The following is a 21,998-nucleotide window of genomic DNA, read 5'->3' as shown; positions in this document are numbered from 1 at the left end:
CATGCCGGTTGTCCTGTGTTCGTCAATGTCCTAAGATCGTACATTCAGGTGTCCCGAGGATCAACCGTAAAAAAGTTGAAAAAGGGGCTTGACAGGGTTTTGGTAAAACGGGGGAAATATGGCGCGCATCGCAGACCAGGAGATCGAGCGGATCAAGTCTGAGATCTCCCTATTGCGTCTGGTTGAAAGTCAGGGCTACCAGCCCAAGAGGCAGGGAAAGGACTATGTTGTCTCTTGCCCGTTCCACGATGAAAAAACCCCGAGCCTGATTATTAGTCCTAAATCCAACCTGTTTAACTGCTTCGGCTGCGGTGCTTCCGGCAGCGTGATCGACTGGGTGATGAAAACCCGGGGTGTGAGCTTCCGCTTTGCCTGCGAGTTATTGCAAAAGGATCTGGGCCTGATTACCGAAACCGGCACCAGGACAGTGAAGCAAAACACCACCATCAAACTGGATATGCCCCTGAACGCGGATGCCGATCACCAAATGGCGTTGGCGCAGGTCATGGATTATTACCATCAAACACTGAAACAAAGCCCGGAAGCCCTGGCCTACCTGGAAACCCGGGGCTTGGGTGATAGGGAATTGATCGAGCGTTTTAAGCTGGGCTTTGCCAATCGCACCCTGGGTTACCGCTTACCGGAAAAAGCCTATAAAGCCGGTAAAGAAATTAGAGGCAAATTACAGGCTGTCGGTTTACTGCGAGCCTCTGGCCACGAGCACTTTAACGGTTCGTTGGTAGTGCCGATCTTCAACCGTGACGGCGACCTAGTGGAAATCTATGGCCGCAAGATCCGCGATGATCTGCGCAAAGGAACCCCCAAACACCTGTACCTGCCCGGCCCCCATGCCGGGGTCTGGAACAGCGAAGGGCTGGAGGGCCAGCGGGAAGTGATTCTCTGTGAAGCGCTGATCGATGCCATGACCTTCTGGGTGAATGGCTACCGCAATGTCACCGCCAGCTACGGCACCTCCGGTTTTACCGATGACCATTTGCAATGCTTTAAACACTGCGGTGTTGAGCGGGTACTGATTGCCTACGACCGGGACGAAGCCGGCAACAAAGCCGCAGACCAACTGGCTAAACGCTTGAGTGAGGCCGGCATCGACGGCTTCCGTATCGAATTACCCAAAGGCATGGATGTGAACGAATACGCGTTACAGGTAACGCCTGCGCAAAAAAGTTTAGGGATAGTGATCAGAAAAGCTATCTGGCTGGGCAACGGCAAAGCCCCCGAACGACAGTTGGAGATCGAATCGCAAACCGGCCAACCGGTTGTTGTAGAAGCGGATAGCGTTGCAGCTGAAAACGAAGCCAGTATCAGTCCTGCTTTAGCCGCCCAACCCACAGAGCTGCAAGCATCAGCATTACCAGCATTAACACCAGCACCACCAGCGGAAGCCGTCCCCGAATCCCCGCAAAGTGACATCGCCGCCGAAGTGACCGAGCAGGAAATTACCCTGAACTTCGGACCTCGCCGCTACCGCATCCGCGGCCTGGGAAAAAACAAAAGCTACGAAGTGCTCAAGGTAAATCTACTGGCCAGTTGTGACGACGGCCTGCACGTAGACACCTTCGACCTGTACAACGCCAAGCACCGGCAGCAGTTTATCAAGCTGGCCGCGCTGGAACTGGCGCAGGAAGAAAACACCCTCAAAAAAGACCTGGGCAAGGTGTTGCTCAAACTGGAACAGCTACAGGAACAACAGCTGGACGGTGACAAGGCGGAAGCAGAGCAGCCGAACCGCTTAAGCGATCAAGAACAGCAGCAAGCCCTGGAACTGCTGCGTGATCCCGACCTGTTGCAGCGCATCCTGTCCGACTTCGAACGCTGTGGCGTAGTGGGGGAAGAAACCAACAAACTGGTGGGTTACCTCGCCGCCGGCAGCCGCAAACTGACCCGGCCCCTGGCGGTAATGATCCAAAGTACCAGCGCCGCCGGCAAAAGCTCATTGATGGAAGCCGTATTAAACCTGGTGCCAGAAGAGGAGCGGGTACAGTACTCCGCCATGACCGGGCAAAGCCTGTTCTATATGGGGGAAACCAACCTCAAACATAAAATCCTCGCCATTGCCGAAGAGGAAGGTGCAAGCCAGGCCAGCTACGCCCTAAAACTGTTACAGAGCGAAGGCCAGATCACCATCGCCAGCACCGGCAAAGACGACAGCACCGGCAACCTGGTGACCCGTGAATACAAGGTGGAAGGTCCGGTGATGTTGTTCTTAACCACCACCGCCATCGATATCGACGAAGAGCTGTTAAACCGCTGTGTGGTACTCACGGTGAACGAATCCAGAGCGCAAACCCAGTTGATCCACGCCGCCCAACGCCAGCGCCGCACCTTGGCCGGCCTCACCGCCAGCCTGGAAAAAGAACACCTGGTAAAACTGCACCGCAACGCCCAACGGATACTCAAACCCCTCGCCGTGATCAATCCCTACGCCGATCAACTCACCTTCCTCGACGACAAAACCCGCACCCGCAGAGACCACGAAAAATACCTGACCCTGATCGACAGCATTGCCCTGTTGCATCAGTACCAGCGTGAAGTGAAAACGGTGAATAGCAATGGCAAGACCATTGAATACCTGGAAGTGCAACTCGGTGATATCGACATCGCCAACCGACTGGCCCATGAAATACTGGGCCGCACCCTCGACGAGCTACCGCCACAAACGCGCAAGCTGTTAAAGCTGATCCAACAGATGGTAACCAATGAATGTAAACAGCAAAGCCTGGAACAAAAGGACTATCGCTTTAGCCGCCGGGATGTTCGGGAATACGTGCAATGGAGTGATACCGCCTTAAAGGTCCACGTCGCCAGGTTGGTGGAAATGGAATACCTGTTAGTGCATCGAGGTCGCGGCGGGCGTTATGACTACGAGCTGTTGTTCGATGGTAACGGAACAGAATCGCACTTAATGGGCTTGATCGATGTAGAAAAACTGACCTATGAAAGCAATCGGTCAGGGCAAAAAGAAACTTGGTCAGAGCAAAAGGAAAATCAGTCAGAGTGTGGTCAGGGCCTGGTCAGGGGGCAGTCAGGTAACGAAAAAATGCCACAGCCCAATGCTGACAAGGCGTTACGAAGAAGTGGACCGAAAAACTCAAAAAGCACTTCTTGCACTGAAAAAAATACTCCTGAATCCGTCGTACTCGCCTGATCGTAATGGACAATAAAAGCCTCCGCTTCCTTAGCCGCCTGTACCTGGAACACCTGCAAGTGATGCACTACTCCCCGCGCACCGTGGGCCAGCAAACCACTGCACTGGATCAGTTCGCCAACTGGTGCGAAGAGCGGGGCATCAGCCGCGCTAACGAAGTCACCAAACCGATCCTGGAGCGCTACCGCCGCCACCTGCACCACTCCAGAGACCGCAGCGGCAAACCCTACAGTGCCAGAAACCAAGTCGCCCGGCTGATCCCCATCCGCGGCTTCTTTAAATGGGCCACCCGGCAAAATTATTTACTCTACAACCCCGCCAGTGAGCTGGAGCTGCCGAAGATGGAACGGCGCCTGCCCAAGGCCACCTTAAGCGCCGAAGAAGCCGAAACCATCCTCGCCCAACCAAACATCACGACCCCGGAAGGGCTCAGAGACAGAACTATCCTGGAAGTGCTCTACAGCACCGGCATCCGCCGTATGGAATGCGTCAACCTGCAAAAAGCCGACCTCAATGCCAGCCAGGGTGTACTGGCCGTGCGGCAGGGCAAAGGCAAAAAAGACCGCTTCGTCCCGATTGGCGAAAGGGCCATCGAATGGCTGCAACACTACCTCGAAGCCATCCGCCCCGGCTTTGTGATGGAACCGGACAGCCAGCAAATCTTTATCGAAGCGAACGGACAACCCTTAACTCCCGACCGCCTCAGCCGCCTGGTCAGCAAGTACATCCAGCAAGCCGACATCGGCAAAACCGGCTCCTGCCACCTGTTCCGCCACACCGTCGCCACCCTGATGCTGGACAACGGCGCCGACATCCGTTTTATCCAGCAAATGCTTGGCCACGCGCACCTGCAAACCACCGAGATATATACCCATGTCTCGATCGTCAAACTGAAACAGATTTACGCAGTAACCCACCCGGCCAAGCGAACGCAAAAAAAGCAGCGAGCCGATTGCCTGCCAATAGAAAACGAAAGAGCTGCATTGTTGGACGCACTGGATAGTGAGTGCGAAGCCGACGACGAGTAACGTAGCGGGCTTTACGAAAACAGTTTCTACGTAGAAATTTTTACGGACAAAAGCAGAGGAGAGTCTGGAGGCAAGATACGTGGATTGTGTTACAAAACGGTCCCCGACACTGTGGCACCAATCCGCCTGTCACATGGCTTGCTAAAAACGGCAGCAAGCCAAAGCGCCAGGCTCGCCCCCTGCCAGCGAAAAATAGCAACCGTCCGTTCAGCCTTCGCCACAAAAGACGTGGCTCCGGGCAGCGCTTGCGCACTGCACAGGAAAAAAAGGTGGCTGCAAAGGCAAGCTTGCGTCTGTCACCCCGCTTGCAGAAAAAAACGCAAGCAGGCCGCCAGCCACCAGCTTCCCTTAGCGGCCGCTATCTAAGCCATGCCTCCCCCGGCGCGCCAGCGCGCCTCCCCGCCCGAAAAACTCCTGCCCGCCGGCACGGGCAAGCCCTGTGCCGGCTGGGTGGACGGTGCCTTCAATAAACACTGTACCAACGTCAGGTCTTTAAGGCGGGCAGGCCGGGCTGGTCGCAGGGTTTTTACCCCCCTGGCCCCCCAAGGGGGGAATCCATAAGGCCGCGGCAAGCCGCGAAAAAACTTTATCTCTCCCCCCTAAATCCCCCCGCTGGGGGGACTTGAGCCAGTGCCACCCGGAAAGACCGTGTCTGCTGTGTGTCTCCTCAGCATAACCCCGTGCTCGCCCCCTCAAGGCCAAGCCGCTACGCGGTGCTCCGCAAACAACGCTGCGCAGCCTTGACCGGCCTGCGCGCAGGGTTCTGCGCGTTCGCCACACAACATCCACTCAAGGAGGCATGGCCATGCCATCGCAAAAAGAGATCCAAGAACAAATAAACCTACTGTCGTATCCGCTCGACAAAATCCTCAACACCGCCAACAGTCTGCTCAAAACCGGCACCACCGGAGCCAGCACCGGCGAACAGATCGCCGCTGCGTTCGTGCTGGAGCGCATGGAATACCTGCCGCAAGGCTGGAGCGTTATCGAAGCCTGGGAGCGGCTTGATACCGAATGGCAGTACTACGTGAAGCTGCTGCAACAGGAATGCCGGCACCTGATCGAAGCCATCGAAGAAGCCGCACCACCGTTCTAGCCAGTAACCAGGAGGGGCAAACGCCCCTCCGCTTTAACCGCCTGTCGGCGGCCAGGCGCTGGCGCGCCTGCGCGGCTGAACAGAAGGGGCCGTTGCCTCTGGAAAAACATCCGGCTAAGGTAAAACCCGCGTCGGGGCAAAAAAATGGTGAAGAGCCAGTGGTGCCGGGAAAAATGGTTGCTAAGTCGTTGATTGCGCTAGGAAAAATGGAAAGTTAAGGTGCGACCGGCCTCGGGGTGATGTCTTTGCACAAAAGGGCTCAATATCCGGAAGAGGGATAATGACCGGAGCTCTTGTATTATCCGGCGGTCTTCTTGCTGATGACGTGACAGGAATAGGTGTTGCTGATGATGTTGTAATTCCTTTCATTCTCGTTGGAGGAGCTTTAGCTGCTGCAGTGGTGAGTGGCTGGAATGCACTCTCTGAATCTGAATCGGGTGGCAAAAAAACAGTTCCCGGAAGTACAGGGCCTCCTGGAGGGTATGTTGAAGGTCCCAGAAGGGGCAGGGAGTATGGCCCAGATGGTAAGCCAGTGAGGGATTATGATAAACCCCACCAAGGGTACGATAGACCCCACGTACATGAATGGCCGGGTGGAAAACGAGAGCATCCAGGCAGAGACTATTCTCCTTGGCCTCCAGAATAATCTATGAGTGGCGATATTTTATGAAATCTATTGAGGGGCAAGATAAGGTTGAAGAATATTTTGGATACTGGCCTAAATTTTGTGATGCGAAAATTGAAGAATTTGTTCTAGAGCCTGCCACGAAAAAAATTAAGATTACTATTTTCTATATTGATTCTGATATGGGAAAAAAGGGAAGAGTGGTGCTTATATTTAATGGTACTTTAAATGTTCAAATTTCTGATTGCTTAGATGAAAACGTAGTGGATGAAATTTCTATACGGAAGGTAAAAGAAGGCTATAGTATAGGGATTGTCGCTTGTTACGGATTAAATGGTAAATTCACCTGTAAGTCAGTTAGCACCAGTATTGAAGCGGTGAAGTGATATAGTAAAAGTAGTTGGTGAGCCGTCAGTCTGACATTCAATTATTGTCCACAAGTTTTATCAGAAATGTGTATACCCCTGGCAGGTTGGCTCTGCCGGAGGGTAGCCGACCTGGGTTAAACGTCGGGCTTTATATCTATAAGGCTCCGAGATTGGGCCCTACGATTTACAGTAAGCAAAACCACTAAAGCCCCGGTAGAGTACTCTGCCGGGGCTTTGTCGTTATGGCCTATCAAGCCTGCTTCTTCAGCTTGGCATTCTCGATAAACGTATCGATCACCTGAATTACCTGCCGCTTGGTGGCGGCGTCCAGCTTCTCAATCTGTTGCATCCGTCGCAGCAATCTGGAATCCGGCTGCTTGACCTTCTTCACTGGTTTTACACCGAGTAGCTCGTCCGTGCTGACCTTGAGGGCCTGCGCCAGGTCCACCAGCAGGTTGGCCGGCGGGTGTTCGCTCTCGGTCTCGTAATAGGCGATGACCCGCCGCGTCGCGCCGATCTCTTCCGCCAGTTCCTTCTGCGTATAGCCGGCAGCCTTGCGCAACTGCGCCAGGCGTTTACCAAAGTCGGCCAGGTTCTCGTTCATGTATTTGGGCATGGGCAGACTCGTCTCATTGACTCGCCTGCTAGTGTAAGCCCGGTTCTCGTACATGCCGGTTGTCCTGTGTTCGTCAATGTCCTAAGATCGTACATTCAGGTGTCCCGAGGATCAACCGTAAAAAAGTTGAAAAAGGGGCTTGACAGGGTTTTGGTAAAACGGGGGAAATATGGCGCGCATCGCAGACCAGGAGATCGAGCGGATCAAGTCTGAGATCTCCCTATTGCGTCTGGTTGAAAGTCAGGGCTACCAGCCCAAGAGGCAGGGAAAGGACTATGTTGTCTCTTGCCCGTTCCACGATGAAAAAACCCCGAGCCTGATTATTAGTCCTAAATCCAACCTGTTTAACTGCTTCGGCTGCGGTGCTTCCGGCAGCGTGATCGACTGGGTGATGAAAACCCGGGGTGTGAGCTTCCGCTTTGCCTGCGAGTTATTGCAAAAGGATCTGGGCCTGATTACCGAAACCGGCACCAGGACAGTGAAGCAAAACACCACCATCAAACTGGATATGCCCCTGAACGCGGATGCCGATCACCAAATGGCGTTGGCGCAGGTCATGGATTATTACCATCAAACACTGAAACAAAGCCCGGAAGCCCTGGCCTACCTGGAAACCCGGGGCTTGGGTGATAGGGAATTGATCGAGCGTTTTAAGCTGGGCTTTGCCAATCGCACCCTGGGTTACCGCTTACCGGAAAAAGCCTATAAAGCCGGTAAAGAAATTAGAGGCAAATTACAGGCTGTCGGTTTACTGCGAGCCTCTGGCCACGAGCACTTTAACGGTTCGTTGGTAGTGCCGATCTTCAACCGTGACGGCGACCTAGTGGAAATCTATGGCCGCAAGATCCGCGATGATCTGCGCAAAGGAACCCCCAAACACCTGTACCTGCCCGGCCCCCATGCCGGGGTCTGGAACAGCGAAGGGCTGGAGGGCCAGCGGGAAGTGATTCTCTGTGAAGCGCTGATCGATGCCATGACCTTCTGGGTGAATGGCTACCGCAATGTCACCGCCAGCTACGGCACCTCCGGTTTTACCGATGACCATTTGCAATGCTTTAAACACTGCGGTGTTGAGCGGGTACTGATTGCCTACGACCGGGACGAAGCCGGCAACAAAGCCGCAGACCAACTGGCTAAACGCTTGAGTGAGGCCGGCATCGACGGCTTCCGTATCGAATTACCCAAAGGCATGGATGTGAACGAATACGCGTTACAGGTAACGCCTGCGCAAAAAAGTTTAGGGATAGTGATCAGAAAAGCTATCTGGCTGGGCAACGGCAAAGCCCCCGAACGACAGTTGGAGATCGAATCGCAAACCGGCCAACCGGTTGTTGTAGAAGCGGATAGCGTTGCAGCTGAAAACGAAGCCAGTATCAGTCCTGCTTTAGCCGCCCAACCCACAGAGCTGCAAGCATCAGCATTACCAGCATTAACACCAGCACCACCAGCGGAAGCCGTCCCCGAATCCCCGCAAAGTGACATCGCCGCCGAAGTGACCGAGCAGGAAATTACCCTGAACTTCGGACCTCGCCGCTACCGCATCCGCGGCCTGGGAAAAAACAAAAGCTACGAAGTGCTCAAGGTAAATCTACTGGCCAGTTGTGACGACGGCCTGCACGTAGACACCTTCGACCTGTACAACGCCAAGCACCGGCAGCAGTTTATCAAGCTGGCCGCGCTGGAACTGGCGCAGGAAGAAAACACCCTCAAAAAAGACCTGGGCAAGGTGTTGCTCAAACTGGAACAGCTACAGGAACAACAGCTGGACGGTGACAAGGCGGAAGCAGAGCAGCCGAACCGCTTAAGCGATCAAGAACAGCAGCAAGCCCTGGAACTGCTGCGTGATCCCGACCTGTTGCAGCGCATCCTGTCCGACTTCGAACGCTGTGGCGTAGTGGGGGAAGAAACCAACAAACTGGTGGGTTACCTCGCCGCCGGCAGCCGCAAACTGACCCGGCCCCTGGCGGTAATGATCCAAAGTACCAGCGCCGCCGGCAAAAGCTCATTGATGGAAGCCGTATTAAACCTGGTGCCAGAAGAGGAGCGGGTACAGTACTCCGCCATGACCGGGCAAAGCCTGTTCTATATGGGGGAAACCAACCTCAAACATAAAATCCTCGCCATTGCCGAAGAGGAAGGTGCAAGCCAGGCCAGCTACGCCCTAAAACTGTTACAGAGCGAAGGCCAGATCACCATCGCCAGCACCGGCAAAGACGACAGCACCGGCAACCTGGTGACCCGTGAATACAAGGTGGAAGGTCCGGTGATGTTGTTCTTAACCACCACCGCCATCGATATCGACGAAGAGCTGTTAAACCGCTGTGTGGTACTCACGGTGAACGAATCCAGAGCGCAAACCCAGTTGATCCACGCCGCCCAACGCCAGCGCCGCACCTTGGCCGGCCTCACCGCCAGCCTGGAAAAAGAACACCTGGTAAAACTGCACCGCAACGCCCAACGGATACTCAAACCCCTCGCCGTGATCAATCCCTACGCCGATCAACTCACCTTCCTCGACGACAAAACCCGCACCCGCAGAGACCACGAAAAATACCTGACCCTGATCGACAGCATTGCCCTGTTGCATCAGTACCAGCGTGAAGTGAAAACGGTGAATAGCAATGGCAAGACCATTGAATACCTGGAAGTGCAACTCGGTGATATCGACATCGCCAACCGACTGGCCCATGAAATACTGGGCCGCACCCTCGACGAGCTACCGCCACAAACGCGCAAGCTGTTAAAGCTGATCCAACAGATGGTAACCAATGAATGTAAACAGCAAAGCCTGGAACAAAAGGACTATCGCTTTAGCCGCCGGGATGTTCGGGAATACGTGCAATGGAGTGATACCGCCTTAAAGGTCCACGTCGCCAGGTTGGTGGAAATGGAATACCTGTTAGTGCATCGAGGTCGCGGCGGGCGTTATGACTACGAGCTGTTGTTCGATGGTAACGGAACAGAATCGCACTTAATGGGCTTGATCGATGTAGAAAAACTGACCTATGAAAGCAATCGGTCAGGGCAAAAAGAAACTTGGTCAGAGCAAAAGGAAAATCAGTCAGAGTGTGGTCAGGGCCTGGTCAGGGGGCAGTCAGGTAACGAAAAAATGCCACAGCCCAATGCTGACAAGGCGTTACGAAGAAGTGGACCGAAAAACTCAAAAAGCACTTCTTGCACTGAAAAAAATACTCCTGAATCCGTCGTACTCGCCTGATCGTAATGGACAATAAAAGCCTCCGCTTCCTTAGCCGCCTGTACCTGGAACACCTGCAAGTGATGCACTACTCCCCGCGCACCGTGGGCCAGCAAACCACTGCACTGGATCAGTTCGCCAACTGGTGCGAAGAGCGGGGCATCAGCCGCGCTAACGAAGTCACCAAACCGATCCTGGAGCGCTACCGCCGCCACCTGCACCACTCCAGAGACCGCAGCGGCAAACCCTACAGTGCCAGAAACCAAGTCGCCCGGCTGATCCCCATCCGCGGCTTCTTTAAATGGGCCACCCGGCAAAATTATTTACTCTACAACCCCGCCAGTGAGCTGGAGCTGCCGAAGATGGAACGGCGCCTGCCCAAGGCCACCTTAAGCGCCGAAGAAGCCGAAACCATCCTCGCCCAACCAAACATCACGACCCCGGAAGGGCTCAGAGACAGAACTATCCTGGAAGTGCTCTACAGCACCGGCATCCGCCGTATGGAATGCGTCAACCTGCAAAAAGCCGACCTCAATGCCAGCCAGGGTGTACTGGCCGTGCGGCAGGGCAAAGGCAAAAAAGACCGCTTCGTCCCGATTGGCGAAAGGGCCATCGAATGGCTGCAACACTACCTCGAAGCCATCCGCCCCGGCTTTGTGATGGAACCGGACAGCCAGCAAATCTTTATCGAAGCGAACGGACAACCCTTAACTCCCGACCGCCTCAGCCGCCTGGTCAGCAAGTACATCCAGCAAGCCGACATCGGCAAAACCGGCTCCTGCCACCTGTTCCGCCACACCGTCGCCACCCTGATGCTGGACAACGGCGCCGACATCCGTTTTATCCAGCAAATGCTTGGCCACGCGCACCTGCAAACCACCGAGATATATACCCATGTCTCGATCGTCAAACTGAAACAGATTTACGCAGTAACCCACCCGGCCAAGCGAACGCAAAAAAAGCAGCGAGCCGATTGCCTGCCAATAGAAAACGAAAGAGCTGCATTGTTGGACGCACTGGATAGTGAGTGCGAAGCCGACGACGAGTAACGTAGCGGGCTTTACGAAAACAGTTTCTACGTAGAAATTTTTACGGACAAAAGCAGAGGAGAGTCTGGAGGCAAGATACGTGGATTGTGTTACAAAACGGTCCCCGACACTGTGGCACCAATCCGCCTGTCACATGGCTTGCTAAAAACGGCAGCAAGCCAAAGCGCCAGGCTCGCCCCCTGCCAGCGAAAAATAGCAACCGTCCGTTCAGCCTTCGCCACAAAAGACGTGGCTCCGGGCAGCGCTTGCGCACTGCACAGGAAAAAAAGGTGGCTGCAAAGGCAAGCTTGCGTCTGTCACCCCGCTTGCAGAAAAAAACGCAAGCAGGCCGCCAGCCACCAGCTTCCCTTAGCGGCCGCTATCTAAGCCATGCCTCCCCCGGCGCGCCAGCGCGCCTCCCCGCCCGAAAAACTCCTGCCCGCCGGCACGGGCAAGCCCTGTGCCGGCTGGGTGGACGGTGCCTTCAATAAACACTGTACCAACGTCAGGTCTTTAAGGCGGGCAGGCCGGGCTGGTCGCAGGGTTTTTACCCCCCTGGCCCCCCAAGGGGGGAATCCATAAGGCCGCGGCAAGCCGCGAAAAAACTTTATCTCTCCCCCCTAAATCCCCCCGCTGGGGGGACTTGAGCCAGTGCCACCCGGAAAGACCGTGTCTGCTGTGTGTCTCCTCAGCATAACCCCGTGCTCGCCCCCTCAAGGCCAAGCCGCTACGCGGTGCTCCGCAAACAACGCTGCGCAGCCTTGACCGGCCTGCGCGCAGGGTTCTGCGCGTTCGCCACACAACATCCACTCAAGGAGGCATGGCCATGCCATCGCAAAAAGAGATCCAAGAACAAATAAACCTACTGTCGTATCCGCTCGACAAAATCCTCAACACCGCCAACAGTCTGCTCAAAACCGGCACCACCGGAGCCAGCACCGGCGAACAGATCGCCGCTGCGTTCGTGCTGGAGCGCATGGAATACCTGCCGCAAGGCTGGAGCGTTATCGAAGCCTGGGAGCGGCTTGATACCGAATGGCAGTACTACGTGAAGCTGCTGCAACAGGAATGCCGGCACCTGATCGAAGCCATCGAAGAAGCCGCACCACCGTTCTAGCCAGTAACCAGGAGGGGCAAACGCCCCTCCGCTTTAACCGCCTGTCGGCGGCCAGGCGCTGGCGCGCCTGCGCGGCTGAACAGAAGGGGCCGTTGCCTCTGGAAAAACATCCGGCTAAGGTAAAACCCGCGTCGGGGCAAAAAAATGGTGAAGAGCCAGTGGTGCCGGGAAAAATGGTTGCTAAGTCGTTGATTGCGCTAGGAAAAATGGAAAGTTAAGGTGCGACCGGCCTCGGGGTGATGTCTTTGCACAAAAGGGGGCTGGCTCGGCGATACTTGCAGGAAGGTTGATAGGTCTTCCATCTAGTGCATTTGCAGAATGGGCTATGCATTTAGCTAAAGGTGGCGCACTTGCGGCGACACTATCTCTGACTAGCTCTGCTGAAAACGGACATGTTTTAGTGAGGGTTATGGACGAGGTTGAGTTGGCAGCAGCTTTATCAACTCAAAGCTTTTCAATTGATGGTAATCCATCTGGTTTTACTCAAAAACAATTCTGGACCAACATTACTCAAGCAAGAGCTTTTGTTACTGCATTGGGAAAAATGGGTGAAACCACAAGCGGATTGACAGCAGTTTATACACGGGTATCAGATGCAACTTTCTCCCTTGGTGTTAGGGTTAATGAGCCTGGTATAGGTACGTTCCTGTCATATGATGCGATTTCCTTGCAAGCGGTAAATGCTGACGCTAAAAGATATGGAATACATGTAATTGACAATTATTGATGCGATGAAAACTTTTATTGTAACCGCCCAGCTTGAGTGTTTTGTTTCTTCTGTGGATGAATACAAAAGTACTCATGCAGTAAAAAAGGGCTTGCGCCCCAATTTTCTCTATAAGAATCATTACCATACTGGTGTTATATCTAAGTGCAATGCAGATATAGCTCCCGGTGAATCAGGTATGCTTCAAGCTAAATTTATTTTAGATGAAGAATCCGTTGCTCTTTTGGTGGTTGGGGACAAAATAGGAATTTATGAGGGCCCAGAAAACAAACTTGCAGAGTGTAATATTTTGGAAGTATGTGAAGTGGAGCCGCTAAGTTAAGAGTTCAGCATCCCCAGGCTTATAACGAGGATGATTTTTTGTTTGCTCGCTAATCAGTACTAAGCACCCAGAAAATAAGAAACATAGAGCGCTAACTATCAGTAGTTAGCGCTCTAATGGCCGCATGGCATGTTCGACCTGACGCTGAGCGATAATCGCATCGATCACCCGAATCACCGTGTCCTTGTCTTGATCATCAAAAGTCTCCAGCAGCTTGAAGCGCTTAAATAGCACTTCATTGTGGATGGGGCTTTCCTCCATTGGCTGGCCCATCACCAGATAGTCCAGCGACATCTCAAAAAGAATAAAAGCATTCAGTGCTTCTTGAATTACACGATTTTCCTTACGAGGCCTTTCCCCGCATCAATAGTGGGCCAATAAATACCTGAGCTTTTAGCAATCGGCGGGCCCTAGGAAGCTACGAATATTTCCTTAGTTAATTTTTGTAAGGTGGCGAGTAAGTGATCGCTTCCCCTGAAAGCTAAGGATAGCGGGGGATTTGAATCAGCAAGAAATGGATGAGATTCATGGGGGATTAAAAATGGTGGGCCCTCCGGGACTTGAACCCAGGACCTGCCGATTATGAGTCGGATGCTCTAACCAACTGAGCTAAGGGCCCACACTTTGCCTGCAGGTATCGTTGCAAGCGGTTGGGCAAAGTACAAGATTTTTCCTTTTAAATCAATGCCTTTGTGGCAGAGATTTCTTCCTGTCGAGTCTGCATAACAACATCAATCTCAGTGGCTATTATTTGATCGAATTTTTCTGCTGAGTTTCTTGATCTAGATAACAAGAGTTGAGCGTCACCACTTTAATTTGTTGGTACGCTTGTTCGGTTTGCTAGCGCCAATTGGTACTTCTGTTCAAATTGTAGAAAGGGAGGCTAGGCCTCCCTTTCTTTCGTCAATAATCTTTAACTAGTGCGGCTAAATCGGCAGTTTGGGGATCACGATACAACCCCAGACGATAAACCACATTAACAGAGCCATCGCTACGGCGGCAGAACCGGTGTCTTTGGCAATCTTAGCCAGTGGGTGCCTTTCGGCTCCTATGCGGTCCACAGTTGCCTCTATAGCGCTATTGATCAGCTCCAATGGCAATACCACCAGGCTAACAGCTATCAGTACAGCGCGTTCAGCCGGCGTGTCTCCTAGCCATAAGGCAAAAGGGACAAAGAAGACAGCGAGGATAACTTCGATACGAAAGGCCTCCTCATTGCGCCAGGCGGCGGTGAGACCTTCGCTTGAGTATTTGGCGGCGGCAATCAGGCGGGCAATGCCTTTCTTGCCTGGTTTGTTGGCGGTTCCTTCAGACTCTAACGGTTTATTGGCGACTTCTTTTTGCATGCTGCACTCCTGCCATCCGTAGGCCCTTGTGGGCGGTCATGATTGTGTCACAAAAAAAGCCCGGTCGAACCGGGCTTTTTAGTGGGGGCTTAATCGTCGAGGAAGCTCCGCAGGTGTTCCGATCGGGACGGGTGTCGCAGCTTGCGCAGCGCCTTGGCCTCGATCTGGCGGATACGCTCACGGGTTACATCGAACTGCTTACCGACTTCTTCCAGAGTGTGGTCAGTGTTCATGTCGATACCGAAGCGCATACGCAGTACTTTGGCTTCGCGCGCGGTCAGGCCGGAGAGCACGGAGCGGGTGGCATCGTGCAGGCCGGTCTGGGTGGCGGTGTCCACCGGAGAGGATTGGTTCTGGTCTTCGATAAAGTCTCCCAGATGTGAGTCTTCATCATCACCGATAGGAGTCTCCATGGAAATGGGCTCCTTGGCGATCTTGAGGACCTTACGCACCTTGTCTTCCGGCATATCCATACGCTCGCCCAGCTCTTCCGGAGTAGGTTCGCGTCCCATTTCCTGCAGCATCTGGCGGCTGATACGGTTGAGTTTGTTGATAGTCTCAATCATATGCACCGGAATACGGATGGTGCGCGCCTGGTCTGCGATGGAGCGGGTGATGGCCTGGCGAATCCACCAGGTGGCGTAGGTGGAGAACTTGTAGCCGCGACGGTATTCGAACTTGTCTACCGCCTTCATCAGGCCGATATTGCCCTCCTGGATCAGGTCCAGGAACTGCAGGCCGCGGTTGGTGTACTTCTTGGCAATGGAAATCACCAGACGCAGGTTGGCTTCCACCATCTCCTTCTTGGCGCGACGGGAACGGGCCTCGCCAATAGACATGCGGCGGTTGATCTCTTTGATCTGTGCAATATCCAGATTGGCGCGCTCTTGGCATTGGGCCAGTTTGCGCTGTGCGCGGACGATATCGTCTACTACATGGCGCAGTGCGTCGGAGTAGTCGCGCTTTTTCTTAATGATCGCGGGGATCCAATCTTCGTTGGTCTCGTTGCCGGGGAATTCCTTGATAAAGGTCTTGCGCGGCATACGAGCACGCTTGATGCACAGGTTCATAGTGACGCGTTCCTGCTCGCGTACACTATCGAGGATATCGCGTACTTCACCGTAGAGTGGGTCGAACTGACGTGGAGCTAGCTTAAAGTAGCGGAACACCTCTGCGACGGCTTCCAAAGCAGTACCAGCTTCCTTGGAATCGCGGCCGTGGGCGGTGATGGCCTCATCGGCGGCTTTCTGCGCGGCGATCAGCGCATTCATGCGTTCGGCCAGTTCCTCTGGGTCGAGGCCGCCGGCGCTCTCTTCCTCTTCCTCAGCGGAAGAGTCGTCCGCGTCGTCGTCGGAGTCATCGCCCTCTTCGCTGTCGCTGTCGGAAGACTCGCTGCTGCTCTCGCTGGCTTCAGCGGCTTGGCCGGCTTGGGCCCCAGGTGGTACGTCTTCGGCGGGGTCGAGCCAGCCGGAGACGACATCGGGGATACGGCGCTCTTCCTTCTCGATCAGTGCGTATTCATCAATGATGTGCTGAACTGCGCCAGGCCAGTAGGCGAGAGCAGCCATCAGTTCGCGTAGGCCCTCTTCGATACGCTTGGCAATGGCGATTTCGCCCTCGCGCGTGAGCAGCTCTACGGTGCCCATTTCGCGCATATACATGCGTACCGGATCGGTGGTGCGTCCTACATCGGACTCAACCGCAGCCAGTGCGGCGGCGGCTTCGGCGGCGGCAATTTCGTCAGCGGAGCTGTCACCCTCAGCCATCAACAACTCTTCGGCATCCGGAGCGCTTTCGAACACGCGGATACCCATGTCGTTGATCATGCCAATAATATCTTCCACCTGATCGGGATCGGAGATGTCTTCCGGAAGGTGGTCGTTTACCTCGGCATAGGTGAGATAGCCCTGCTCTTTACCGCGGGCGATCAGTTCCTTGATGCGAGAGGTCTGTTGATGGGTTTTGTCGGTCATGCATAACCCTGAATTCTGGGGATAAAAATACGGGACAAAGACGCGGGATTATAGCGTATTTGCATTAGCAATAACCACTCTAGCTGTCAAGTAACGGCTTTAGTGCGAAGTGTAGGGTGCTGGGGTTCCCGATCCCGCCCGGCGGGGTGAGTGAATATAGTGTTGAGACCGCAGTTTTCAAGGGGTTAATGCAGATTAATTGTCTTTTTTACGCCAATTGGCCAATAAAGCCAGTTGTTCTTCCTGGCTGAGCTGAGTACCGGCCTTTAACTGGGCTAAAAGATTGCGATTGCGCTGTTTGGCATCGGACTTTTCCAGGTGGCGCAGACAGTCGCTGAATTCGGCCAGAGGATCGTACTCTAGATTGCTATTTCCTTGGGCTAGATGGCGAACCCCGGATACCAAGGGCGATATGGCCAGTTTTGCCAGTATATCGCTGGACTCAGGGCCGTGGTGGGCGCGCCAGTGGCCGATTAATTGGCGAAAGTTAAGCTGTGGTCGGCTTTTGAAAAGCTCTACCAGTTGTGCAAACAGGACCAGGTCTGGGTTGCCGGTGCTGTGAAACTGTTGCAAGTCTTCAATCTCCGCGGCCAACTCCGGGTGGTGCAGTATCAACGCGACCAGCATACGCTCGGGGGGCAGACGGTACTGGCCAGTGCGGCGCGGGCTGCCCGTAAAAACTGGGGATTGTCCTGAATGGGCCTCGCCTTCACGGGGCCAGGGTTCAGGTGGGGTGCGGTGCTGGAGTTCCTCATTCGGGTCGGCAGTGAGGTTTGGGGCAGGATTGGCGGTTGCCGGCTGTGCCTGTGCCCGCTGCTGTATCTGGGCATTGCGGGTTTTTTCCGCGCGAATCACCTCCTGCAGGGTCTCCTTGTCGAGACCGGTACGCGAGGCGAGCTGCTGGAACATCAGTTGGCGGTAAACGCCCTCAGGCAGTAAATCCAGCAGGGGAGCGGCCAGCTTGGACAGGCGTGCGCGGCCGTCCATAGTCTGTAGGTTGATGTCTTCGCTGAGCAGGTCGAAGAGGAAATCCTCCAGGGGGCGTGCCTGCTCTTCTATCAGCTGTTGGAAGCGTTCGCCGCCCAATTGGCGAACCAGGGTGTCTGGGTCTTCTCCTTCCGGCAGCAGCAAAAAGCGCAGGCTGCGCCCATCCTGCATATGGGGCAGGGCGGACTCCAGTGCGCGGCGCGCTGCGGCGCGACCGGCGCGGTCACCATCAAAGCAAAAAAGCAACTCACTGGTATGGCGGAAGGCTAGCTGGATATGCTCCTCACCGCAGGCGGTACCCAGGGTAGCAACGGCGCAGCGAATACCGAACTGAGCCAGGGCCACCACATCCATGTAGCCCTCTACCACGATCAGGCGTTCCAGATTGCGGTTGGCCTGGCGCGCCTCCCACAGACCGTAGAGTTCGCGGCTCTTGTGGAAAATCGGGGTTTCCGGTGAGTTCAGGTACTTGGGCTTTTCGTCTCCCAGCACCCGCCCGCCGAAGGCAATAGTGCGACCGCGCTGATCGCGGATGGGGAAGATAATGCGGTTGCGGAAGCGGTCGTAATGGTGGCGCCCACCGGGTTTGCTGCTGCCATCGCTATCCTGGCGACGGATAACGAGCCCGGCCAGCTCCAGCTGGTCGGCTATCTCTGCGTTGTCTGCAAGAGCATTTAGCAAATTATCCCAGCCGGGAGGGGCTAGACCGATGTCAAAGTCTCTTGCGATCTCTCCTGATAGACCGCGATTGCGCAAGTAGGCTATGGCGTTGCCAGCTGCGGGGTGGCTGCGCAGCTGTTCCCGGTAGAACTCGGCCGCTTTTTCCGCGAACTGGTAGAGGCTCTGACTTTCCCGTTGGCGTTTCTCCTGCCCCGGAGCCAGTTGTTCTCGAGGTACTTCCAGACCGCGGGTGGCCGCCAGTTTTTCCACAGCTTCGGGAAATGGCAGGCGATCGTACTCCATCAGGAAACCGATCGCGTTGCCGTTGGCGCCGCAGCCGAAGCAGTAGTAGAACTGCTTGTCTGGGCTCACGGTAAAAGAGGGTGTCTTTTCGTCGTGGAAGGGGCAGCAGGCGGAGTAGTTTTTCCCGGTCTTGCGCAGTTTGACCCGGCTATCTACCAGCTCGACGATATCTGCGCGGGCGAGCAGATCGTCGATAAAGTGCTGGGGAATCTTGCTGGGCATAGGGTTCCGTATTCGAGCTTGAGGTTAGGCTAACTGAGCCTTAACCAGTTTACTCACTGCGCCCATATCCGCACGGCCCTGCACCTGAGGTTTTACCTGGGCAATCACTTTACCCATGTCAGCCATACCGCTGGCCCCGGTGCTTTGAACTGCCGAGGTGACGATCTCGTTGATTTCTGCTTCGGTCAATTGCTTGGGTAGGAACTCTTGGATAACCTCAATCTCGGCTTGTTCCACTGCTGCTAGCTCATCGCGACCGGCCTTTTCAAACTGGGTGATGGAGTCGCGGCGCTGCTTGGTCATCTTGTCCAGCAGGGCGAGGATGCGGGCATCATCCAACTCTATACGCTCATCCACCTCGACCCGCTTGATCTCAGCATTGATCAGGCGCAGGGTGGCCAGGCGCTCTTTGTCGCGCGCTTTCATTGCGTCTTTGGTGGCCTGGGTCAGGGTGTCCTTGAGAGTGCTCATAGTGAGTGTTCCGGGATTAGCATTGATTGTGGTTTACAGGGTTGAGCGCTAAGGATAGCGCGTCCGCCGTGCATGGAGAATGGGATGGCAGAACGAAAAACGGCGCGCGAGTAGGGCTCGCACGCCGTTTTGGATACCGCTACGGGGCTGAGCCCGTCCGGCTGCCTCGCTGCGACAGGCTTAATGCTGCCTGCGGCTCTTAGTAGAGGCGCTGGAACTTGCGGTTTTCGCGCTGCAGCTTCTTGGCGTGACGCTTAACTGCGGCAGCAGCTTTGCGCTTGCGTACTGCGGTCGGCTTCTCGTAGAACTCGCGACGACGTACTTCAGACAGTACGCCTGCTTTTTCACAGGAGCGCTTAAAACGGCGCAGAGCGATATCGAAAGGTTCGTTGTCTTTGATTCGTACAGAGGGCATTAGGATACCTGTTAAAATTCGTTTCTCTCGGCCATTCCGGCAATGCTCTCGCAGTTGCATCCGGTGGCCGGTTCACAGCGAGGGCGCAAATTCTAAACACTCCCATACGGGATCGCAACCCTATTTTCCAGTATGATAAGCGCCCCTCGAAGTAGTCACGAGAATGAAATCAAGTGCGCGTCCTCGGTATAGAAACCTCCTGCGATGAAACTGGCGTCGCTATCTACGATTCGGAGTCCGGTTTGCTCAGCCACGCTCTGTTCAGTCAGGTTGACTTACACGCCGATTATGGTGGTGTAGTGCCTGAGCTGGCGAGCCGTGACCATGTGCGCAAACTCTTGCCGCTGGTGCGCCAAGTAATGGCAAAGAGTAATACTCAGCCCTCCGATTTGGATGGTGTAGCTTATACTGCTGGACCCGGTCTGGTTGGAGCCCTGATGGTCGGTGCCTGTGCCGGCCGTGCCCTGGCGTATGGCTGGGGTGTGCCCGCTGTGGCGGTGCATCATATGGAGGGGCATTTATTGGCCCCGATGCTAGAGGATAATCCACCCGCCTTTCCTTTTGTTGCCCTGCTGGTCTCCGGTGGTCATACCCAGTTAGTAGAAGTCCGCGGCCTTGGTGACTACGAGCTGATGGGGGAATCACTGGATGATGCCGCCGGTGAAGCCTTTGACAAGGCCGCCAAGATGCTCGATTTGGATTATCCCGGTGGTCCGCGCTTGGCAGCCCTGGCTGAGAAAGGCGATCCAAAGCGCTTTACTTTCCCCCGTCCCATGACTGATCGACCCGGGTTGGACTTCAGCTTTTCGGGCCTAAAAACCTTTACCCTGACTACTGTGCGTCAGCACGCCCTCGAAGATGGCCTGCCGGATGAGCAAACTTGCGCGGATATTGCGGCCGCCTTCCAAGAGGCGGTAGTGGATACTTTGGTGATCAAGTGTCGTCGCGCAATCAAGGCTTCCGGTTACAAAACTCTGGTAATTGCCGGTGGGGTATCCGCGAATAAACTGTTGCGTGAGCGTTTGGAAACTAACCTGCGCAAGGACGGTGCCAGCGTTTACTATCCTCGCCATGAGTTCTGTACCGATAATGGCGCCATGATCGCCTATGCGGGTAGCCTCCGCTTGAAAGCTGGGGAACAGGCTGACTTGGCGGTAGATGTGCGCCCGCGCTGGCCTATGACTGAGTTGTCCAAGACTGAGCTTTAAAAATTTATAAAAGTACAGGGCACCAGGTATCAAAAAGAAAAGAGCGATAAATGGATATTGTTTATATACGAGATTTAAAGGTGGATACCATTATTGGTATCTACGATTGGGAGCGGGAAGTACGCCAGACGGTCAGCCTCGACTTGGAGATGGCTTTTGATATCAGTCAAGCGGCGTGCACAGACAATATTGAGTACACACTGAACTATAAAGCGGTGGCCAAGCGCCTGATCGCTTTTATTGAGAGCAGCGAGTTTCTGCTAGTGGAAACCATGGCAGATCAGGCTGCGGCAATTGTCAGGGAAGAGTTTTCTGTAAGCTGGCTGCGACTGCGTTTGTCCAAACCGGGTGCGGTCAGAGGGTCCAGGGATGTGGGTGTCATTATCGAGCGCGGCGAAAGGCCGGCAAAAGGTGCAGCAGCGATGTCTGCGGGAGTGTAAACGTGGCTCAGGTGTATCTCAGCCTCGGCAGTAATATTAATCGCGCACAGCATATCCGCGCGGGGCTTGATGCCCTCGCCGAACAGTTTGGCGATTTGCAGGTGTCCCGTGTTTTCGAGAGTGAAGCGGTGGGGTTCCCAGGAGATAATTTCTACAACCTGGTGGTGGGGCTACAAACTGACCTGCCGGTAGGGCAGCTGGCTCTCTGTCTACGTGGAATTGAAGACGCTAATGGCCGCCTGCGCTCTGGACCGAAGTTCAGCGCGCGTACTCTGGATATTGATATTCTCACTTACGATAACCTCACGGGTACTATTGAGGGAGTAAAGCTGCCACGTGGTGAGATCGTAAAAAATGCCTTTGTATTGCAACCACTGGCAGAGATAGCTCCAAAAACACAGCATCCGCTTGAACAGAAAACTTACCGTCAGCTGTGGGATGAATATGATCAGGCATCACAGAAATTATGGCCGGTAGATTTTGCTTGGCCCTGACTGATAGTACTTCAGTGAAATAAAAAAGCAGCCAAAGGGCTGCTTTTTTATTTTTGGAGCTGATTCACTCTAGTGGTCCATGCGGAAAATAAGGTTACGTAATTTGAGTTCGCGTATACTTGCCCCATGGATACTCCTGACGTTTTCACAATTACCGCTCATGATGCAGCGACCCTGGAAAGCTGGATTC

Annotated in this window: 22 protein-coding genes and 1 tRNA gene; 15 read left to right on the top strand and 8 right to left on the bottom strand. The window is 54.5% G+C overall.

Annotated elements, in window-relative coordinates:
• Positions 1 to 118 precede the first annotated feature (118 nt).
• From LC073_RS10815 to LC073_RS10790, 6 genes are all read left to right on the top strand, one after another.
• A complete protein-coding gene (locus LC073_RS10815; protein ID WP_226646897.1) occupies positions 119 to 3,166 on the top strand; it encodes a CHC2 zinc finger domain-containing protein in 3,048 nt (1,015 codons plus the stop codon).
• A 5-nt stretch (positions 3,167 to 3,171) separates the two neighbouring features.
• Complete coding sequence (gene xerC, locus LC073_RS10810) at positions 3,172 to 4,194, top strand: site-specific tyrosine recombinase XerC (RefSeq protein WP_226646895.1); 1,023 nt, start codon at positions 3,172 to 3,174, stop codon at positions 4,192 to 4,194.
• Positions 4,195 to 4,999: 805 nt separating this feature from the next.
• Positions 5,000 to 5,290 (top strand): hypothetical protein, encoded by a 291-nt coding sequence (locus tag LC073_RS10805; protein ID WP_226646893.1) that lies wholly within the window; start codon positions 5,000 to 5,002, stop codon positions 5,288 to 5,290.
• Complete coding sequence (locus LC073_RS10800; protein ID WP_226646891.1) at positions 5,209 to 5,508, top strand: hypothetical protein; 300 nt, start codon at positions 5,209 to 5,211, stop codon at positions 5,506 to 5,508. Before LC073_RS10805 ends, LC073_RS10800 begins: the two co-directional genes overlap by 82 nt.
• Before the next feature lie 62 nt (positions 5,509 to 5,570).
• Entirely contained in the window at positions 5,571 to 5,936 is a 366-nt protein-coding gene (locus LC073_RS10795; protein ID WP_226646903.1) for a hypothetical protein, read from the top strand.
• Between the two features lie 20 nt (positions 5,937 to 5,956).
• Entirely contained in the window at positions 5,957 to 6,301 is a 345-nt protein-coding gene (locus tag LC073_RS10790) for an Imm50 family immunity protein (RefSeq protein WP_226646901.1), read from the top strand.
• Positions 6,302 to 6,533: 232 nt separating this feature from the next.
• On the opposite strand, the gene LC073_RS10785 is transcribed toward LC073_RS10790, so the two are convergent.
• On the bottom strand, positions 6,534 to 6,899 hold the full coding sequence (locus LC073_RS10785) for a helix-turn-helix domain-containing protein (RefSeq protein ID WP_226646899.1): 366 nt from the start codon (positions 6,897 to 6,899) through the stop codon (positions 6,534 to 6,536).
• Positions 6,900 to 7,068: 169 nt separating this feature from the next.
• Between LC073_RS10785 and LC073_RS10780 the strand changes: the two genes are divergently transcribed.
• The 6 genes from LC073_RS10780 (at position 7,069) to LC073_RS10755 (ending at position 13,289) form a co-directional block, all read left to right on the top strand.
• On the top strand, positions 7,069 to 10,116 hold the full coding sequence (locus tag LC073_RS10780; protein WP_226646897.1) for a CHC2 zinc finger domain-containing protein: 3,048 nt from the start codon (positions 7,069 to 7,071) through the stop codon (positions 10,114 to 10,116).
• 5 nt (positions 10,117 to 10,121) lie between these two features.
• Positions 10,122 to 11,144 (top strand): site-specific tyrosine recombinase XerC, encoded by a 1,023-nt coding sequence (gene xerC / locus LC073_RS10775; RefSeq protein WP_226646895.1) that lies wholly within the window; start codon positions 10,122 to 10,124, stop codon positions 11,142 to 11,144.
• 805 nt (positions 11,145 to 11,949) lie between these two features.
• Positions 11,950 to 12,240 (top strand): hypothetical protein, encoded by a 291-nt coding sequence (locus LC073_RS10770; protein WP_226646893.1) that lies wholly within the window; start codon positions 11,950 to 11,952, stop codon positions 12,238 to 12,240.
• Positions 12,159 to 12,458 carry a hypothetical protein gene (locus LC073_RS10765; RefSeq protein WP_226646891.1) on the top strand — a complete coding sequence of 100 codons (300 nt, stop codon included), beginning with the start codon at positions 12,159 to 12,161 and terminating at the stop codon, positions 12,456 to 12,458. Before LC073_RS10770 ends, LC073_RS10765 begins: the two co-directional genes overlap by 82 nt.
• 107 nt (positions 12,459 to 12,565) lie before the next feature.
• Positions 12,566 to 12,967, top strand: a complete 402-nt coding sequence (locus LC073_RS10760) for a hypothetical protein (RefSeq protein ID WP_226646889.1) — start codon at positions 12,566 to 12,568, stop codon at positions 12,965 to 12,967.
• Positions 12,954 to 13,289 carry a hypothetical protein gene (locus LC073_RS10755; protein WP_226646888.1) on the top strand — a complete coding sequence of 112 codons (336 nt, stop codon included), beginning with the start codon at positions 12,954 to 12,956 and terminating at the stop codon, positions 13,287 to 13,289. The genes LC073_RS10760 and LC073_RS10755 overlap by 14 nt, the downstream gene beginning before the upstream one ends.
• Before the next feature lie 105 nt (positions 13,290 to 13,394).
• On the opposite strand, the gene LC073_RS10750 is transcribed toward LC073_RS10755, so the two are convergent.
• The 7 genes from LC073_RS10750 to rpsU form a co-directional block, all read right to left on the bottom strand.
• On the bottom strand, positions 13,395 to 13,583 hold the full coding sequence (locus LC073_RS10750) for a hypothetical protein (protein WP_226646886.1): 189 nt from the start codon (positions 13,581 to 13,583) through the stop codon (positions 13,395 to 13,397).
• A gap of 248 nt (positions 13,584 to 13,831) precedes the next feature.
• A tRNA-Ile gene (locus LC073_RS10745) sits at positions 13,832 to 13,908 on the bottom strand.
• A gap of 307 nt (positions 13,909 to 14,215) precedes the next feature.
• The gene (locus tag LC073_RS10740) at positions 14,216 to 14,635 is read right to left on the bottom strand and encodes a diacylglycerol kinase (RefSeq protein WP_226646884.1); all 420 of its coding nucleotides are present in this window, start codon (positions 14,633 to 14,635) and stop codon (positions 14,216 to 14,218) included.
• A gap of 89 nt (positions 14,636 to 14,724) precedes the next feature.
• Positions 14,725 to 16,608: an RNA polymerase sigma factor RpoD gene (rpoD, locus tag LC073_RS10735; RefSeq protein WP_226646882.1), complete on the bottom strand. Its 1,884-nt coding sequence runs from the start codon at positions 16,606 to 16,608 to the stop codon at positions 14,725 to 14,727.
• A 195-nt stretch (positions 16,609 to 16,803) separates the two neighbouring features.
• A complete protein-coding gene (dnaG, locus tag LC073_RS10730; protein WP_226646880.1) occupies positions 16,804 to 18,780 on the bottom strand; it encodes a DNA primase in 1,977 nt (658 codons plus the stop codon).
• A 24-nt stretch (positions 18,781 to 18,804) separates the two neighbouring features.
• The gene (locus LC073_RS10725; protein ID WP_226646878.1) at positions 18,805 to 19,251 is read right to left on the bottom strand and encodes a GatB/YqeY domain-containing protein; all 447 of its coding nucleotides are present in this window, start codon (positions 19,249 to 19,251) and stop codon (positions 18,805 to 18,807) included.
• Positions 19,252 to 19,450: 199 nt separating this feature from the next.
• Positions 19,451 to 19,666, bottom strand: a complete 216-nt coding sequence (gene rpsU / locus LC073_RS10720; RefSeq protein WP_020411530.1) for a 30S ribosomal protein S21 — start codon at positions 19,664 to 19,666, stop codon at positions 19,451 to 19,453.
• Positions 19,667 to 19,839: 173 nt separating this feature from the next.
• On the opposite strand from rpsU, the gene tsaD reads away from it, so the two are divergent.
• The 3 genes from tsaD to folK are packed head-to-tail and all read left to right on the top strand — an operon-like array spanning position 19,840 to position 21,808.
• The gene (gene tsaD, locus LC073_RS10715; RefSeq protein ID WP_226646876.1) at positions 19,840 to 20,874 is read left to right on the top strand and encodes a tRNA (adenosine(37)-N6)-threonylcarbamoyltransferase complex transferase subunit TsaD; all 1,035 of its coding nucleotides are present in this window, start codon (positions 19,840 to 19,842) and stop codon (positions 20,872 to 20,874) included.
• Between the two features lie 50 nt (positions 20,875 to 20,924).
• Entirely contained in the window at positions 20,925 to 21,314 is a 390-nt protein-coding gene (folB, locus tag LC073_RS10710) for a dihydroneopterin aldolase (protein WP_226646874.1), read from the top strand.
• A 2-nt stretch (positions 21,315 to 21,316) separates the two neighbouring features.
• Positions 21,317 to 21,808, top strand: a complete 492-nt coding sequence (gene folK, locus LC073_RS10705) for a 2-amino-4-hydroxy-6-hydroxymethyldihydropteridine diphosphokinase (protein ID WP_226646872.1) — start codon at positions 21,317 to 21,319, stop codon at positions 21,806 to 21,808.
• Positions 21,809 to 21,998: the final 190 nt, after the last annotated feature.

It is taken from the genome of Microbulbifer variabilis, assembly GCF_020524905.1.
GTDB classification, from domain to species: domain Bacteria; phylum Pseudomonadota; class Gammaproteobacteria; order Pseudomonadales; family Cellvibrionaceae; genus Microbulbifer; species Microbulbifer variabilis_A.
The sequence above is the reverse complement of the archived record's forward strand: the minus strand, read 5'-3'. Positions and strand labels throughout refer to the sequence as shown.